Raw genomic sequence first — 15,299 nt, 5'->3', positions numbered from 1 at the left:
CCGGATCTGCGCTACTTCGCAGCTTGTCCGGGATGACGGGCGGCTTTATCCGAAACGGAGCGACCGGTTGGGTCGCCGTCAAACAGGAGAAGCGCTTGGCTTCGGGTCTGTTCGCGCTGCTCGACGACGTCGCCGGCCTCGCCAAGGTCGCGGCTGCGTCTGTCGACGATGTCGTGGCGCAGGCCGGCAAGGCCGGGGCCAAGGCGGCCGGCGTCGTCATCGACGATGCGGCGGTGACGCCGCGCTATGCCGTGGGCTTTGCGGCCTCGCGCGAATTGCCGATCATCTGGCGCATCGCGCTCGGCTCGCTGCGCAACAAGCTCATCTTCCTGCTGCCGGGCGCGCTCCTGCTCGCGCTGGTAGCGCCCTGGGCGATCACGCCGCTGCTGATGGCTGGCGGCGCCTATCTCTGCTTCGAGGGTGCCGAGAAGGTGCTTGAGCTGGTGCTGCCGCATGGCACGCCCGGTGCCGCGAAGGCGGGCGAGGCGGCGGGAGACCCTGCGGCGCTCGAACAGCAGAAGATCGCTGGTGCGATCAAGACCGACTTCATCCTCTCGGCCGAGATCATGGCGATCACGCTGGCCGGGGTCTCCGACCAGTCGTTCTGGATGAAGGCTGCCGTGCTCGCCATCGTCGGCATCGGCATCACCGTCGCCGTCTACGGCGTCGTCGCCCTGATCGTGAAGGCCGACGATGTCGGCGTGGCGCTCGCCGCCAACCCACGCCCCGCCGCGAGTCTGCTGGGGCTGAGGCGGCTGGAGCCGGGCGAGGCGGGCAGGCTCGACCGCGCATTGCGCTGGCTGACGCAGCCGCTCGGGCGCGGCCTCGTGCTTGGCATGCCCAGCTTCCTCAGCCTGCTCGGGGCGGTCGGCACGGCGGCGATGCTCTGGGTCGGCGGTGGCATCATCATCCATGGTCTCGAAGGCTACGGCCTCGCCGCGCTCGGGCATGGCGTCCATGATCTCGCCGTCGCACTGGGCCGCGCCTCGCCGTCTGCAATCGCAGGAGTCGGCGAATGGCTGGCCGGTGCGGCGCTGGCGGCCGTCTTCGGATTGGTCGTCGGCGGCATCGTGATCGTGGCGATGCATTGGCTGGTCGAACCGCTGCTGAGGCTATTTCGGAAGGATCCGGTAACGCAGCCGGTAGGTGAGAAGCCCGGCGCATAGCGCGTGCCGTACTTTGAAGGAATCACGCCGTCATTCCGGACAAGCCGCGTCAGCGGCACCGATCCGGAATCCATCGAAGGGCGTTGCGCTCTATGATGGATTCCGGGTCAAGCCCGGAATGACGGCGGTGGTTCCGGGGAAGTCCATCTCGACAACTGTCCACGCCGCCGAGGACGACCTCTCAGTCCAGCCAGGTGGTGAAGGTCTCGACCGGTTCGCGCTCGGGCACGAGGCGGTTGGCCGGCGCATCCGGGTCGGCCTTGCCGATGGCGATGCCGCAGACCACGACCTCGTCCCCGGGGATGGCGAGCTCGCGCCGCACGATCGGATGGAACTGCGCGAAGATCGCCTGCGGGCAGGAATCGAGGCCGTGGCCTTGCGCGGCGATCAGCAGGTTCTGGATGAACATGCCGAGATCGAGCCAGGAGCCGATCTCGAGGTCGCGATCGACCGTCAGCATCAGCGCGACCGGCGCATCGAAGAAGCGCAGATTGGCCGCGCTCTGCCGCTTCATGCCCTCGATGTCGCCCTTCGCCACGCCGAGCAGGCCATAGAGATCCCAGCCGACTTTCCGACGGCGTGAGAGATAGGGCTCGCGGAAGCGCTCGGGATAGTAGCGGTATTCCTCGACGCCCGGCCGCTCGCCGGCTTCGAGCGCCGCAAGCAGCGCAGCCTCCAGCCGCGCTCGCGTTTGCGGGCCGATCACCCTGAGCTTCCAGGGCTGCATGTTGGTGCCTGAAGGGGCCTGCGCCGCCAGCTCGATCAGGCGGCGCAGCAGTTCGGGTTCGACCGGGTCGGGCCGAAAGGCACGAACCGCGCGGCGCGAGCGGATTGCGCGTTCGACGGCCTCGGTCCCGGTCATCGCAGGCTACCCCGCCTTGCGCGCGTCGAGGAAGGCCGCGTGTTCCTTCACGAGATCGCCGTCCAGCGCCTTGGCGATCAGGGCGCGGGTGTTGGGCAGGCCGTAGATCGCCGCGAAGGAGCCGAAGCGCGGGCCCTGATCTTCGCCGAAGAAGACCTGGTAGATCGCTTTCCACCAATCGCCGGAGACGCCCGGGCGCTCCGGCGTCGCGTTCTTGGCGGCGAGGTTCTGGTAGCGCGGGATGGCGCGGGCGACGTCGAGCGCCGCATCCTGCACCATCTCGGGCATAGCGTCGGCCGGCAGCGCGGCGATCGCGGCATCGAGCTTGGCGAAGGCCTCGCGCTCGACCGCGTCGGCCGGGCGGTAGCTCTTCGCCGGCTTCACGAAATCGCGGAAATAGGCGATCGCGTAGCCAACCAGCGCGTCAAGGCGCGGATGCGTCTGCGGCGAGATCGCCGGTGCATAACGCTGGAGGAAGCCCCAGAGCACGGCTTTGTCCTCGGAATTCGCGACGGCGACGAGGTTCATCAGCAGGCCGAAGGTGATCTGCGTCCTGACCGCGTTGTCGCCTTCGCCCGAGGCGATGACCTCCGGCGCTGGCGGGTTGCCGGAATGGATGTGCCAGACCGGGTTGCCGAGACGGTTCTTCCAGTCCAGCTTCTCATAGCCGTTGAGGAACTGGAGGTACTCGTCGATGGCACGCGGGATCACGTCGAAATGGAGCTTCTTGGCCTCACGCGGGCGCTGGAACATGTAGAGCGCCAGGCTTTCCGGTGGGCCGTAGGTCAGCCATTCCTCGATCGTCAGGCCGTTGCCCTTCGACTTCGAGATCTTCTGGCCCTGCTCGTCGAGGAAGAGCTCGTAGTTGAAGCCTTCCGGCGGCGTGGCGTCGAGCGCGCGGGCGATCTGCGAGGAAACCTTGACCGAGTCGATCAGGTCCTTGCCGGCCATCTCGTAGTCGACGCCGAGCGCGACCCAGCGCATCGCCCAGTCCGGCTTCCACTGCAGCTTGACCTGGCCCCCGGTGACCGGCGTGACGAAGCGCTCGCCCGTTGCCGGATCGGCCCAGGCGATGGTGCCGGCCTCGACGTCGACCTCGTCGATCGGCACCTGCATGACGACGCGCGTCTTCGGATGGATCGGCAGGAAGGGCGAATAGGTCGCGGCCCGCTCCTCGCGCAGCGTCGGCAGCATGATCTTCATCACCGCATCGTAGCGGGCGAGCATCTTCAGCAGCGTCGCGTCGAACTCGCCGGCGCGATAGGAGTCGGTCGAAGACTTGAACTCGTAGTCGAAGCCGAAGCCGTCGAGGAAGGCGCGCAGCCGGGCGTTGTTGTGGCGGCCGAACGAGTCATGCGTGCCGAAGGGGTCCGGCACCTCGGTCAGCGGCTTGCCGAGATTGGCGGCGAGCAGCTCCTTGTTCGGCACGTTGTCCGGCACCTTGCGCAGGCCGTCCATGTCGTCCGAGAAGGCGATGAGGCGCGTCGGGATGGTGTTGCCGGTCAGCACGCGGAAGGCGTGGCGCACCATCGAGGTGCGCGCGACCTCGCCGAAGGTGCCGATATGCGGCAGGCCCGAGGGGCCGTAGCCGGTTTCGAAGATCACCGATTTCTTGCCGGATTTCTCGATGCGGGCCACGAGCTTGCGCGCCTCCTCGAACGGCCAGGAGGCCGAACGCTGGGCGGCGTCAACGAGGGCTGCGTCGAAAGCGGACATGAGGGGCGGTGTCCTCTCCTGATCGGATAAGAGATATCGCTTATGCGAAGAAGGGGCTTTCGCAGATTGCGAAGGGCGCCGTCAATGCGCGAGCGCGGTTGAAATGCGGCAGGCGAGGGTGGGGCCTTCGTCCAAAGCGCCTTGCCGGCTTGCCCCGACGGTATAGGCTCTCCCTTGTCTTTTTCCAGTTTGACCATGCCTTGAAAGGATGCCGCCTTGGACCGCGATCTGCTCGACAAGCTGACAGCGTGGCGACGACATCTCCACGCCAATCCCGAATTGTCGTTGCAGGAGGCTGAGACCAGCGCCTTCGTGCAGGAGAAGCTGAAGGAGCTCGGCATTCCCTTCACCGCCGATGTCGGCGGCCACGGCGTCGTCGCGACGCTGACGCGCGGCTCCTCGGAGCGTTCGGTGGGCCTGCGCGCCGACATGGATGCGCTACCCATACAGGAGGTCAACGACCTGCCGTATAAATCCGGCAAGACCAACGTCATGCATGCCTGCGGCCATGACGGCCACACCGTCTCGCTGCTCGGCGCGGCGGCGCTTCTGAAAAGCGACGAGAGCTGGAGCGGCACGGTGCAGTTCCTGTTCCAGCCGGCCGAGGAAGGTTTCGGCGGCGCCAAGGCGATGATCCAGGACGGTGTGTTCGAGCGCTTCCCGATGGAACGCGTCTTCGGCCTGCACAACTGGCCGGGGCTCGAGGCCGGCACCGTCGCCGTGCATCGCGGCCCGGTGATGGCCGAGCCCGGCAAGTTCAAGATCACCCTGTCCGGCACCGCCGGGCACGCCGCCAAGCCCGAGCTGACGCATGACCCGATCACCGCGATGGGCCATCTGATCGTGGCGCTGCAGACGATCGTCTCGCGCAATGTCAGTCCGATGGAGAACGCCGTCGTCACGATCGGCCAGATCCATGGCGGTCTCGCCTCGAACCAGATCCCGACCAGCGTCTGGATCGAGGGCACCTACCGCGTCTTCACGGTGCCGGTGCGCCAGCGTGTCGTGCAGCGTATCCGCGACATCGCCAACAACATCGCCGCGACCTTCGAGATGACGGCGGATGTCGATTTCTCGCTGGGTGGACTGGCGACGGTCAACACGCCGGCCGAGGAGGACATGGCGGCGAATGCGGGCAAGGCTGCCGGGCTGGAGGTGCGTCGCGACATCCCCGCCAGCACGACCTCCGAGGACTTCTGCTATTTCCTGCAAGACAGGCCCGGCGCCTATGTCTGGATCGGCAACGGCCCGGCCGTGGATGGCGGCGAGCTCCACAACGACCGCTACGACTTCAACGACGCGATCCTGCCGGCGACTTCGGGCTGGCTCGCCGCGGTGGCGAAACAGGCGCTGGCCAGCAACGCGCCTTGAGGCGGAACCACGCCGTCATTCCGGGGCGGGCCAACGGCCCGAGCCCGGAATCCATGAACACGATCTTCCCCGTCATGCTCGCCCTTGTGGCGAGCATCCACGTCTTGAACTCCGCATTTTGTGAAGGAAAACGTGGATGGTCGGGACAAGCCCGACCATGACGATTCTGGAATGGCGTGGTTATGGATTCCGGGCTCATTGCTTCGCAATGCCCCGGAATGACGGTGAGGTGCCGGGCTCAATACGGGCTGACCGGGAAGAAGCGCAGATAGAGGCGGGCATAGGTCCCGTCGTCCCACAGGCCCTGCAGCGCGTAGTCGATGGCGCGCTTCAGGGTGGGATCGTCCTTGCGCAGCAGGAAGGCGACGCCCTCGCCGAAATAGCGGCTTTCCAGATAAGGCCCGCCGGAGAAGGCGAATTCGCCGCCGCTGCCGGCGAGCGACAGCGACAGCGCCACGCCGTCGGCGAAGACATATTCGGCCTCGCCGCTGCGTAGCGCGGCGATGGCCGAGCCGAGATCGCTGCTCTCGCGCCGCTGCACGAAGGGCATCAGCCGCTCAAGAAAAGCCTGATGCGCGGAGTTGGCGACCACGGCGACGCGGCGGCCCTGCAGGGCGGCGCTGTCGAGCGTCGGGCGGGCATTGCCGCGCGTCGTGGCGAAACGGGCCGGAGCGCGGAAATAGAGATGGCTCGCGGCGAAGCGCTGCCGCAGCGCCGGCGTCAGGTTCATCGCCGCGGCGAGCACGTCGCCGCGGCCTTCGGCGAGCGAGTCGGGCAAGGTGTCGAAGCGGCGTGGCTGGATCGTGCAGGTCCAGCCCAGCCTGTCGCAGACGGCACGCGCAAGCTCGACCGAGAAGCCGGTTAGCGCCCCGTCCGGCCCGGCGAAATGGAACGGCGGATAATCGTCATCGGTGAGGAAGCGCACGACGCGTGGCGGGCCGGGCTCCGGGCGGTCGAGCCGGATGCGCGGGTCCCAGAGATTGGGGATGGCGATGCGCGGCAGCTCCTGCGCCACGGCGGTCGCGGCCAGCAGGATCGAGACGGCAAGGGTGAGCGCGCGAAGCATCGCGCGCATCTGGCGCTGGATGGGGGGCGGGATCAAGGGTGGAAATCCGCCGTCATGCTCGGGCTTGACCCGAGCATCTCCTCGACCAGCTCCTTTTTGTGGCAGGAGATTCTCGGGTCGAAGCTTTGCTTCGCCCGAGAATGACGGAGCTGTGTCAGCCGAGGTTCGCCGCCGTCGCCTTCGCGCCCTTGTCGAACAGCGCGGCGAGATGCGCGCCAACCGGCTTCGTGAACCGCTGGTCGCCCGGCAGGTCGCTGCCGAAGATCGCCTCGATGCCGACGAGCGCCTCGACCAGCGCCTTGGCGTCACGCCCGGGCGCCTCGGTGCGGCGCTTGAGTTCGGCCGCCAGCGGGTCGCGGACGTCGATGGCGCCGCCTTTCTCGTCGGTGCCGGTGACGTAGCGCATCCAGGCCGCGACGCCCAAGGCGAGATGGTCGATCGGCGCGCCGGCCTTCAGACGCTCGCGGATGGTGCCGAGCAGGCGCTGTGGCAGCTTCTGCGAGCCATCCATGGCAATCTGCCAGGTGCGGTGGCGGATCGCCGGATTCTGGAAACGGGCGAGCAGCGCCTTGGCGTAATCCGCCAGCACGACGCCCTGCGGTGCCGGCACGGTCGGTATGATCTCGGCCCAGAGACCTTCGAGGAAGCGCGCGAGGACCGGATCACCGCTGGCCTCGGCGACGGTCTCGTGGCCGGCGAGATAGCCGAGATAGGCGAGCGAGGAATGCGCGCCGTTGAGCATCCTGAGCTTCATGAACTCGAAGGGAGCGACCTCGGAGACCATCTGGGCGCCGACTTCATGCCAATCCGGCCTGCCGGCAGCGAAGACATCTTCGATCGCCCATTGCCGGAAGGGCTCGCCGATCACCGGGGCGGCATCCTCGACGCCGATCAGCCCGGCAACCTCGGCGATATCCGCGTCGGTCGTGGCCGGCACGATGCGGTCGACCATGGTCGCGGGGAAGGCGCCGTTCGCTTCGATCCAGGCGGCGAGCCCGTCATCGAGCAGCGCTGCGAAGTCACGGACGAGGCCACGCAGCACATGGCCGTTGGAGGGGAGGTTGTCGCAGCAGAGCGCGGTGAAGGGTCCCAGCCCCGCATCGCGGCGCGCCTTCAGGCCGGCGACGAGGATGCCGACGGCCGAGCGCGGTGCGTGGGGATTGGCGAGGTCGTGGACGATATCGGGATGATCGGCCTTGAGGCGGCCTGTCGCCGGGTCGTGGCAATAGCCCTTCTCCGTCACCGTCAGCGAGACGATGCGGGTTTCGGGCGCGGCCAGCCGTACGACGAGCGCGGAGGGACTCTCGGGAGCGACGAGCACGTCGAGCACCGAGCCGATGATGCGCAGCTCCGGCCCGGCCGGCGCGCGCTTCAGCAGGGTGTAGAGCCCGTCCTGCGGCTTCAGGCGGTCGCGCTGGTCGGGGCGCTGCAGGCTGGCGCCGACGATGCCCCAGGCCCCGAAGCGCTTCTCCAGCGCGTCCTCGGTGTACTCGGCGAGATGGGCGCGGGCGAAGGCGCCGAGCCCGAGATGGACGATGCCGGGCGTGAGCCGCGCGCGGTCATAGGCCGGGCGGCGGACCGAGGCCGGCAGGCCGGCGAGGCTGGAAGCGGAGAGACGGGTCACAGCTTGTAGGCCTCCTTGGCGAGGCGGTAGGCGAGATCGTAGGCGACCTCGGCGGCTTCGTCCTCCTCCAGCCGGTGCTCGGCGACGAGCTTGGCGAGATAGGCGCAGTCGACGCGGCGGGCGACATCGTGCCGGGCGGGGATCGAGAGATAGGCGCGGGTGTCGTCGTTGAAGCCGACGGTGTTGTAGAAGCCGGCTGTCTCGGTCGTCAGCTCGCGGAAGCGCAGCATCGCTTCCGGCGCGTCGAGGAACCACCAGCCCGGCCCGAGCTTCAGCGCCGGGTAATGGCCGGCGAGCGGCGCAAGCTCGCGCGAATAGACCGTTTCGTCGAGGGTGAAGGCGATAACGGTCAGGTTCCGCTCGTTGCCGACGGCGTCGAGCAGCGGCTTCAGCGCTTCGACATAGTTTGTCGCGGTCGGGATATCGCAGCCCATGTCGCGGCCGAAATGCTCGAAGAGCGCAGCGTTGTGGTTGCGCCAGGAGCCAGGGTGGATCTGCAGGACGAGCCCGTCGTCGAGGCTCATCTTCGCCATCTCGGTCAGCATCTGGCCGCGGAAGAGATCGGCGTCCTTCGCGGAGACCTTGCCCTTGAGGATCTTGGCGTAGAGCTTCTCCGCATCGGCATCCGAGAGGTTGGCGGTGCGCGCCGTGGCATGGCCATGGTCGGAAGAGGTGGCGCCGCGCTCCTTGAAATAGGCGCGCCGCTTGCGATGGGCGGCGAGATAGCCGGCCCAGCTGCCGATATCCTCGCCCGTCAGCTCGCCGAATGTTTCGAGATTGGCGGCGAAACCCTCGAACTCCGGATCGACGACGCTGTCGGGCCGGTAGGCGGTCACGACCTTACCGCCCCAGCCGGACGAGCGGATCATGTCGTGCCATTTCAGGTCGTCGAGCGCGCCCTCGGTGGTGCTGATCGCCTCGATCTTGAAGCGTTCGAACAGGGCGCGGGGCCGAAGCTCCGGCTCGTCCAGCTTCGCGGCGATCTTGTCGTAAATCCGGTCGGCGCTCTCGGGCGTCAGGCGCTCGTTGACGCCGAAGACGGTCGAGGTCGCATGCTCGAACCAGAGCCGGGTCGGCGTGCCGCGGAAGAGATGCCAGTGATCGGCGAAGAGCCGCCAGATCTTGCGCGGGTCGGTCTCGACCTCACCGCCGTCCTTGCGCGCGATGCCGAGCTCTTCGAGCCGGACGCCCTGCGAATAGAGCATGCGGAAGATGTAGTGGTCCGGCTTGACGAAGAGCGTGGCCGGATCGGGAAAGGCGTTGTCCTCGGCATACCAACGCGGATCGGTATGGCCGTGCGGCGAGATGATCGGCAGGTCGCGGATGGTGGCGAAGAGCCGGCGCGCAATGCCGCGCGTCACCGGATCGGCGGGGAAGAGGCGATCGTCGTGCAGCAGCATGGGCATCTCCATCGGTCGCGTGATCTCTAGAGCCGGCTGCGATGAGGGTCAATCGCCTGGTATACTAGTGCGCCAGCCAGACGGCTTCGCGAACCAAGCCGTCATTGCGAGGAGCGTCAGCGACGAAGCAATCCAGGAGGACTGGGTGAGACGTTCAGCCCAGTCCTCCTGGATTGCTTCGCTTGCGCTCGCAATGACGATGATTTCTGCACATACCGAAGCGGACCGGACAGGCTTGCGCTCGCCGCGCCTCCCGCGCCATCCTCGCGCCGCAACGGCATCGGAGCAATGGATATGACGACGCGGCGTGAACTCCTGGCTGGGGCGGGGCTGGCAGCGCTGGCGGCGCAGCTTCCCGTCGTCGCGCTGGCGCAGGCGAAGGATAGCGTCACCATCGCCCAGACGCTGGAGCCGCCGACCCTCGATCCGACCTCGGGTGCCGCCCAGGCAATCCGCGAGGTGACGCTGCAGAACATCTTCGAGGGTCTGGTGAAGATGGACCGGGCCGGCAAGCTGCAGCCCTGCCTCGCCGAGAGCTGGGAGATCGCCGCCGACAACGTCACCTATCGCTTCAAGTTGCGGCAGGGCGCGACCTTCCATGACGGCACGCCCTTCACCGCCGAGCAGGTGAAGTTCTCCTTCGAGCGCGCGGTCGCGCCGGATTCCACCAACGCCCAGCGCCAGCTCTTCGCGCCGATCGTCGAGATCGCGACGCCGGATCCGGCGACGGTGGTGATCAAGCTCAAGCAGCCGACGGCGAATTTCCTCTACGGTCTGAGCTGGGGCGATGCCGTGATCGTCGCGCCGGCGAGCGCTGCCAACAACAAGACCAATCCGGTCGGCACCGGTCCGTTCAAGTTCGTGCGCTGGAACCGCGGCGACCGTCTCGAATTGGCCCGCTTCGACGGCTACTGGGGCGAGAAACCGGCGCTGGCCAAGGCGATCTTCCGCTTCATGTCCGATCCGCAGGCGCAGGTCGCCGCACTTCGGGCCGGCGATGTCGACGCGCACACCAATCTCTCGGCGCCCGAGGCGGTGCCGCAGCTCAAGGCCGATCCCAAGCTCAAGGTCACGATCGGCCGCACCGAGGGCGAGACCATCCTCGCCACCAACAACGCCAAGCCGCCCTTCGACAAGCTCAAGGTGCGCCAGGCCATCGCGCATGCGCTCGACCGCAAGACCATCGCGCTCGGCGTCTACGGCTTCGACGTCAGCCTGATCGGCAGCCATTTCTCGCCGCTGCATCCGGCCTATGTCGATCTGACCGGTACCTACCCTTATGACCCCGCCAAGGCCAAGGCATTGCTGGCGGAGGCGGGCTTCCCGAACGGCTTCTCCTGCACGCTGAAATTGCCGCCGCCGTCCTATGCCCGCCGCTCGGGCGAGATCGTCGCGGCGCTCCTGGCGCAGATCGGCATCAACGCCTCGATCGAGCCGCTCGAGTTCCCGCAATGGCTGGAGCGCGTCTTCCGCAACAAGGACTACGACCTCAGCATCATCGCCCATACCGAGCCGCTCGACATCGATATCTACGCGCGTGACGACTACTACTTCCAGTACCGCAATCCCGAGTTCAAGGCGCTGATGGCCAAGATCGCCGTGACCTTGCCGGAAGCGGAGCGCAACGCCCTCTACAAGCAGGCGCAGGAGATGCTGGCGCGCGACGCGGTCAACGGCTTCCTCTTCATCCTGCCGAAGATCACGGTCGCGAACGCCGCGCTCGACGGCATGTGGACCGACTGGCCGCTGCCGGTGACGCCGCTGGCGGAGCTGCGCTGGCGGTGAGTTTCATACACCTCACTTCCACGTCATTCCGGACAAGCGGCGTAGCCGCGCTGATCCGGAATCCATCGAAGGGCGGATGCACTCTACGATGGATTCCGGGTCGCCCTGCGGTCGCCCGGAATGACGGCGCGGAGAATCGGGACCCGTGATCGGCTACATCCTGCGCCGGCTCGTCGCGCTGGCCCTGACCCTGCTCGCGGCGGCGCTGGTTATCTTCATCGTGCTCGAGATCCTGCCGGGCGATCCGGCGGCGGTGACGCTCGGCCTCAATGCCTCGCCGGAGGCTCTTGCCGCGCTGCACGCCGAGATGGGCCTGGACAAGCCGGCGGTGCTGCGCTTCCTCATCTGGCTCGGTGGGCTCGCTACCGGCGATCTCGGCCTGAGCTACACCTATCGCGTGCCGGTGGCGCAGCTCATCGCCGAGCGCATGGCGGTGACGCTGCCGCTCGCGCTGATGGCGATCGGGCTGGCGATGGTGATCGGCATCCCGCTCGGCATGCTCGCCGCCTCCCGCCATGGCCGGCTGGCCGATGCCGGAGTGATGGCCTTCGCTCAGGCCGGGCTCGCCATCCCCAACTTCTGGTTCGGCCTGCTGCTCGTGCTCGTCTTTGCGGTCGGGCTCGGCTGGCTGCCGGCCGGTGGCTTTCCGGGTTGGCAGGCCGGCTTCGGTACGGCGCTGAAGGCGCTTCTGATGCCGGCGCTGGCATTGGCGTTGCCGCAGGCGGCGATCATTGCGCGCCTGACGCGCTCCGCCGTGCTCGACACGCTGCAGGAGGATTTCGTCCGCACCGCCCGCGCCAAAGGCCTCAGTGAAGGCGTGACGATGCGCCGGCACGCGCTGCGCAATGCGCTGATCCCCGTCGTCACCATCCTGGGGCTGCAGTTCTCGGTGCTGATCGCCGGCGCGATCATCATCGAGAACGTCTTCGCCCTGCCGGGGCTGGGACGGCTCGTCTTCCAGGCGATCGCGCAGCACGATCTCATCGTGGTCAAGGACCTCGTCATGCTGTTTGCCGGGCTGGCGATCCTGATCAATTTCGCGGTCGAGCTGCTCTACGGGCTGATCGATCCGCGCTTGAGGCAGTCATGAGTGCGGTCGGGGACAAGGCGCCGGCAGGCCGCCGGCATTGGTGGCTCGCGCCCTCCTTCGTGATCGGGGCGATGCTCGCCGTGCTCGTCATCGCGGCCGCGCTGATCTCATACATCTGGACGCCCTATCCGCCGACGCAGATGGCGATCCTGAACCGGCTCAAGGGGCCGTCGGCCACCAACTGGTTCGGCACCGACCAGTTCGGCCGCGACGTCTTCTCGATGATCATGGTCGGGGCGCGCAATTCGCTCGCGGTGGGGCTGGGCGCCGTCGGCATCGGCATGGTGCTGGGGACGGCGCTGGGGCTCGCCGCCTCGGTCCGGCGCGACGGCATCCTCGACCATGTCATCATGCGCACGGCCGATTTCACCCACGCCTTCCCGGCCGTGCTGACCGCGATCATGATGACCGCCATCGCCGGGCCGGGCATGCTCAACGCCGTCATTGCCATCGGCGTGCTGAATCTGCCCTATTTCGCGCGGCTTTCGCGCGGGGCGGCGCTGCAGGTCTGGGCGCAGGACTTTATCCAGGCGGCGCGGGCGGCCGGGCTCGACAACCGGCAGATCACGCTGCGCCATGTCCTGCCCAATATCGCCGGCATCCTGGTCGTGCAGGCGACGATCCAGTTCGCGCTTGCGGTGCTGGCCGAGGCAGGGCTCTCATATCTCGGGTTGGGAACGCAGCCGCCGAACCCATCCTGGGGGCGGATGCTCAACGAGGCGCAGACCTTCATGGCGATGCAGCCCTGGCTTGCGATCTTTCCGGGTGCCGCGATCGCGCTGACCGTGCTGGGGTTCAACCTGCTGGGCGATGGCCTGCGCGACGCCGTCGATCCGCGCCTGCGCCGCAGCCGGTAGTTTTCGAGGATACAGGAATGACCGATCTTGCCGATCTGAGCGCAGCCGAGCTTCTCGCCGCCTACGGGAAGCGTACGCTCTCGCCCGTCGAGGTGACGGAGGCGGTGATCGCGCGGATCGCGGCTTGGGAGCCGAAGCTCGATGCGCTCTATGCCTATGATCCGGAGGGCGCGCTGGCGCAGGCGAAGGCCTCCGAAGCGCGCTGGCTGAACGGGCAGGCCCTGCCGCTCGACGGCGTGCCCGGCACGATCAAGGAAAACATCAGGACGAAGGGCGTTCCGGTGCCCCTCGGCACGGCCGCGAGCGATCTCTCTCCCGCTGCCGATGACGCACCTCCTGCGGCACGGCTGCGCGAAGCCGGCCTCGTCATGCTCGGCAAGACGACGATGCCGGATTACGGCATGCTCTCCTCTGGGCTGTCGAGCTTCCACCGGCTGGCGCGCAATCCATGGGACGTCAGCAAGAACCCCGGCGGTTCCTCGGCCGGGGCCGGCTCGGCGGGGGCCGCGGGCTATGGTCCGCTGCATGTCGGCACCGATATCGGCGGCTCGATCCGGCTGCCGGCCGGCTGGTGCGGGCTCGTCGGGCTGAAGCCGAGCTTCGGGCGCGTGCCGATCGACCCGACCTATTACGGCCGCGTCGCCGGGCCGATGACGCGCACGGTCGAGGACGCCGCCCTGATGATGCGGGAATTGTCGAAGCCCGATGCGCGCGACGGGATGAGCCTGCCGCCGCAGGCGATCGACTGGCTGGCGCTCGACATCGATCCGAAGGGGCTGCGCATCGGCCTGCAGCTCGATGCCGGCATCGGCCTGCCCGTGGAGCCGGAGACGAAGGCCGCGATCGAGGCGGCTGCAAAGGCCTTCGTCGCGGCGGGTGCCATCGTCGAGCAGGTCGCGCCCTATCTGACCCGCGAGATGCTCGACGGGCTCGATGATTTCTGGCGCCAGCGCGCCTGGGTCGATATCGGCGCGCTGCCGCAGGAGAAGCGGGCGAAGGTGCTGCCCTATATCTTCGCCTGGGCGGAGAGCGGCAAGGGGCTGCCGGGCGAACGGGTCTATCGCGGCATGAGCCAGATGATGGCGATGCGCGACGCGGCGCTCAGGGCCATCCAACCCTATGACTTCATCCTCTCGCCGGTTTCGCCCGTGCCGAGCTTCCCGGCCGAATGGGCCTCGCCCGTCAATGACCCGGCGCAGCCCTTCGAGCATATCTGCTTCACGGTGTCGGCGAATATGTCGGACCAGCCGGCGATCTCCGTGCATGCCGGGCTGACGAAAGCCGGTCTGCCGATCGGCCTGCAGATTACCGGCAGGCGCTTCGACGATCTCGGCGTGCTCAGGATGGCGCGTGCCTGGGAGGCGATGCGCGGGTCGATCGTGTGGCCGGCTCTTCCCGCATGAAGGCTTTTGAATGAACCGCTCGTCATCCCGGGCTTGACCCGGGATCCATCGTCGGGCTCGGCGCCCTGCGATGGATCCCGGATCGGCGCCGCTGCGCGGCTTGTCCGGGATGACGAGGTGTTTCCGCGTGAACGAGAATCGGAGGAAACGTTTATGGACCTGCAGCTCACGGGCAAGCGCGCGCTGGTGACCGGCGGCAACAAGGGCATCGGCCGCGCCATCGCGCGGCAGCTCGCGCTCGAAGGCGTCGATGTCGTCATCGCCGCGCGCAATCAGGCCGAACTGGCGGAGGCTGCTTCGGCGCTCGCCGCCGAGACAGGGCGCAAGGTGATCGGCCATGTCGTCGACACCCAGTACGACGAGTCGGTCAAGGCCGTGGTGGCCCACACGGTTGCGGCGCTGGGCGGGCTCGACATTCTCGTCAACGCGGCGGCCAAGCCGGGCGGGCAGGCGCCGCCGCCGAAGCTCGCGGAGATCACCGACGCGCTGTTCTGGGACGATGTGAACGTGAAGGTGATGGGCTATCTGCGCATGGCGCGGGAAGCCGCGCCGCACATGACGGCCAATGGCTGGGGCCGCATCATCAACATCAGCGGGCTGGCTACCCGCCTGACCGGCTCGACCGTCGGCTCGATGCGCAATGTCGCGGTGGCGGCGCTGACCAAGAACCTCGCCGACGAGCTCGGCCCGCAGGGCATCAACGTCACCGTCGTCCATCCCGGCACGACGCGGACGGAGCGCACCGCTTCCATCGTCGCGGCGCGGGCCGCTGCCCGCGGCAAGAGCGAGGCGCAGGTCGAGGCCGACATGGCCTCAAACAACACCATCGGGCGGTTGGTCGATGCGACTGAAATCGCCGACATCGTCGCCTTTCTGGCCTCGCCGCGCAGCGTCGCGATCAATGGCGATGCCATCGCCTGCGGTGGCGGCATCCGCGGCGCCATCCACTACTGAGGGTA

Annotated in this window: 12 protein-coding genes; 7 read left to right on the top strand and 5 right to left on the bottom strand. The window is 67.7% G+C overall.

Going from position 1 to position 15,299, the window contains the following annotated elements; all coding sequences use genetic code 11:
- The first annotated feature begins 95 nt into the window (after positions 1 to 95).
- Positions 96 to 1,166, top strand: a complete 1,071-nt coding sequence (locus FQV39_RS17525; RefSeq protein ID WP_149131454.1) for a DUF808 domain-containing protein — start codon at positions 96 to 98, stop codon at positions 1,164 to 1,166.
- A gap of 181 nt (positions 1,167 to 1,347) precedes the next feature.
- Here FQV39_RS17525 and FQV39_RS17520 read toward each other — a convergent pair whose 3' ends face one another.
- Positions 1,348 to 2,028: a nitroreductase gene (locus FQV39_RS17520; RefSeq protein ID WP_149131453.1), complete on the bottom strand. Its 681-nt coding sequence runs from the start codon at positions 2,026 to 2,028 to the stop codon at positions 1,348 to 1,350.
- Positions 2,029 to 2,034: 6 nt separating this feature from the next.
- Positions 2,035 to 3,744, bottom strand: a complete 1,710-nt coding sequence (locus FQV39_RS17515; RefSeq protein ID WP_149131452.1) for a lysine--tRNA ligase — start codon at positions 3,742 to 3,744, stop codon at positions 2,035 to 2,037.
- 216 nt (positions 3,745 to 3,960) lie between these two features.
- Between FQV39_RS17515 and FQV39_RS17510 the strand changes: the two genes are divergently transcribed.
- Positions 3,961 to 5,115, top strand: a complete 1,155-nt coding sequence (locus tag FQV39_RS17510) for an amidohydrolase (protein WP_149131451.1) — start codon at positions 3,961 to 3,963, stop codon at positions 5,113 to 5,115.
- A 238-nt stretch (positions 5,116 to 5,353) separates the two neighbouring features.
- Here the strand turns inward: FQV39_RS17510 and FQV39_RS17505 are convergent, their stop codons facing one another.
- The 3 genes from FQV39_RS17505 to uxaC all read right to left on the bottom strand — a co-directional run bounded on the left by FQV39_RS17505 (position 5,354) and on the right by uxaC (position 9,211).
- A complete protein-coding gene (locus tag FQV39_RS17505; protein WP_248313051.1) occupies positions 5,354 to 6,217 on the bottom strand; it encodes a transporter substrate-binding domain-containing protein in 864 nt (287 codons plus the stop codon).
- Between the two features lie 118 nt (positions 6,218 to 6,335).
- Complete coding sequence (locus FQV39_RS17500; protein ID WP_149131450.1) at positions 6,336 to 7,805, bottom strand: mannitol dehydrogenase family protein; 1,470 nt, start codon at positions 7,803 to 7,805, stop codon at positions 6,336 to 6,338.
- On the bottom strand, positions 7,802 to 9,211 hold the full coding sequence (gene uxaC / locus FQV39_RS17495; protein WP_149133903.1) for a glucuronate isomerase: 1,410 nt from the start codon (positions 9,209 to 9,211) through the stop codon (positions 7,802 to 7,804). The genes FQV39_RS17500 and uxaC overlap by 4 nt, the downstream gene beginning before the upstream one ends.
- A gap of 288 nt (positions 9,212 to 9,499) precedes the next feature.
- Here uxaC and FQV39_RS17490 point away from each other — a divergent pair, with 288 nt between their 5' ends.
- From FQV39_RS17490 to FQV39_RS17470, 5 genes are all read left to right on the top strand, one after another.
- On the top strand, positions 9,500 to 10,990 hold the full coding sequence (locus tag FQV39_RS17490) for an ABC transporter substrate-binding protein (RefSeq protein ID WP_149131449.1): 1,491 nt from the start codon (positions 9,500 to 9,502) through the stop codon (positions 10,988 to 10,990).
- 145 nt (positions 10,991 to 11,135) lie between these two features.
- Positions 11,136 to 12,080, top strand: coding sequence for an ABC transporter permease (locus tag FQV39_RS17485; RefSeq protein WP_149131448.1), 945 nt, complete (start codon positions 11,136 to 11,138; stop codon positions 12,078 to 12,080).
- Entirely contained in the window at positions 12,077 to 12,937 is an 861-nt protein-coding gene (locus FQV39_RS17480; RefSeq protein WP_149131447.1) for an ABC transporter permease, read from the top strand. Before FQV39_RS17485 ends, FQV39_RS17480 begins: the two co-directional genes overlap by 4 nt.
- Before the next feature lie 17 nt (positions 12,938 to 12,954).
- A complete protein-coding gene (locus FQV39_RS17475) occupies positions 12,955 to 14,340 on the top strand; it encodes an amidase (RefSeq protein WP_149131446.1) in 1,386 nt (461 codons plus the stop codon).
- A gap of 153 nt (positions 14,341 to 14,493) precedes the next feature.
- Positions 14,494 to 15,294 (top strand): SDR family NAD(P)-dependent oxidoreductase, encoded by an 801-nt coding sequence (locus FQV39_RS17470; protein WP_149131445.1) that lies wholly within the window; start codon positions 14,494 to 14,496, stop codon positions 15,292 to 15,294.
- Positions 15,295 to 15,299: the final 5 nt, after the last annotated feature.

It is taken from the genome of Bosea sp. F3-2 (assembly GCF_008253865.1).
Lineage (GTDB): Bacteria > Pseudomonadota > Alphaproteobacteria > Rhizobiales > Beijerinckiaceae > Allobosea.
This window is presented reverse-complemented; position numbering and strand designations above follow the sequence as displayed.

What these genes read in the sequence shown, in the direction of transcription:
- FQV39_RS17480 (WP_149131447.1), top strand. Translation starts at nt 12,077, where the DNA reads ATGAGTGCGGTCGGGGACAAGGCGCCGGCAGGCCGCCGGCATTGGTGG.
- FQV39_RS17475 (WP_149131446.1), top strand. Translation starts at nt 12,955, where the DNA reads ATGACCGATCTTGCCGATCTGAGCGCAGCCGAGCTTCTCGCCGCCTAC.
- uxaC (WP_149133903.1), bottom strand. Translation starts at nt 9,211, where the DNA reads ATGCCCATGCTGCTGCACGACGATCGCCTCTTCCCCGCCGATCCGGTG.
- FQV39_RS17490 (WP_149131449.1), top strand. Translation starts at nt 9,500, where the DNA reads ATGACGACGCGGCGTGAACTCCTGGCTGGGGCGGGGCTGGCAGCGCTG.
- FQV39_RS17520 (WP_149131453.1), bottom strand. Translation starts at nt 2,028, where the DNA reads ATGACCGGGACCGAGGCCGTCGAACGCGCAATCCGCTCGCGCCGCGCG.
- FQV39_RS17470 (WP_149131445.1), top strand. Translation starts at nt 14,494, where the DNA reads ATGGACCTGCAGCTCACGGGCAAGCGCGCGCTGGTGACCGGCGGCAAC.
- FQV39_RS17515 (WP_149131452.1), bottom strand. Translation starts at nt 3,744, where the DNA reads ATGTCCGCTTTCGACGCAGCCCTCGTTGACGCCGCCCAGCGTTCGGCC.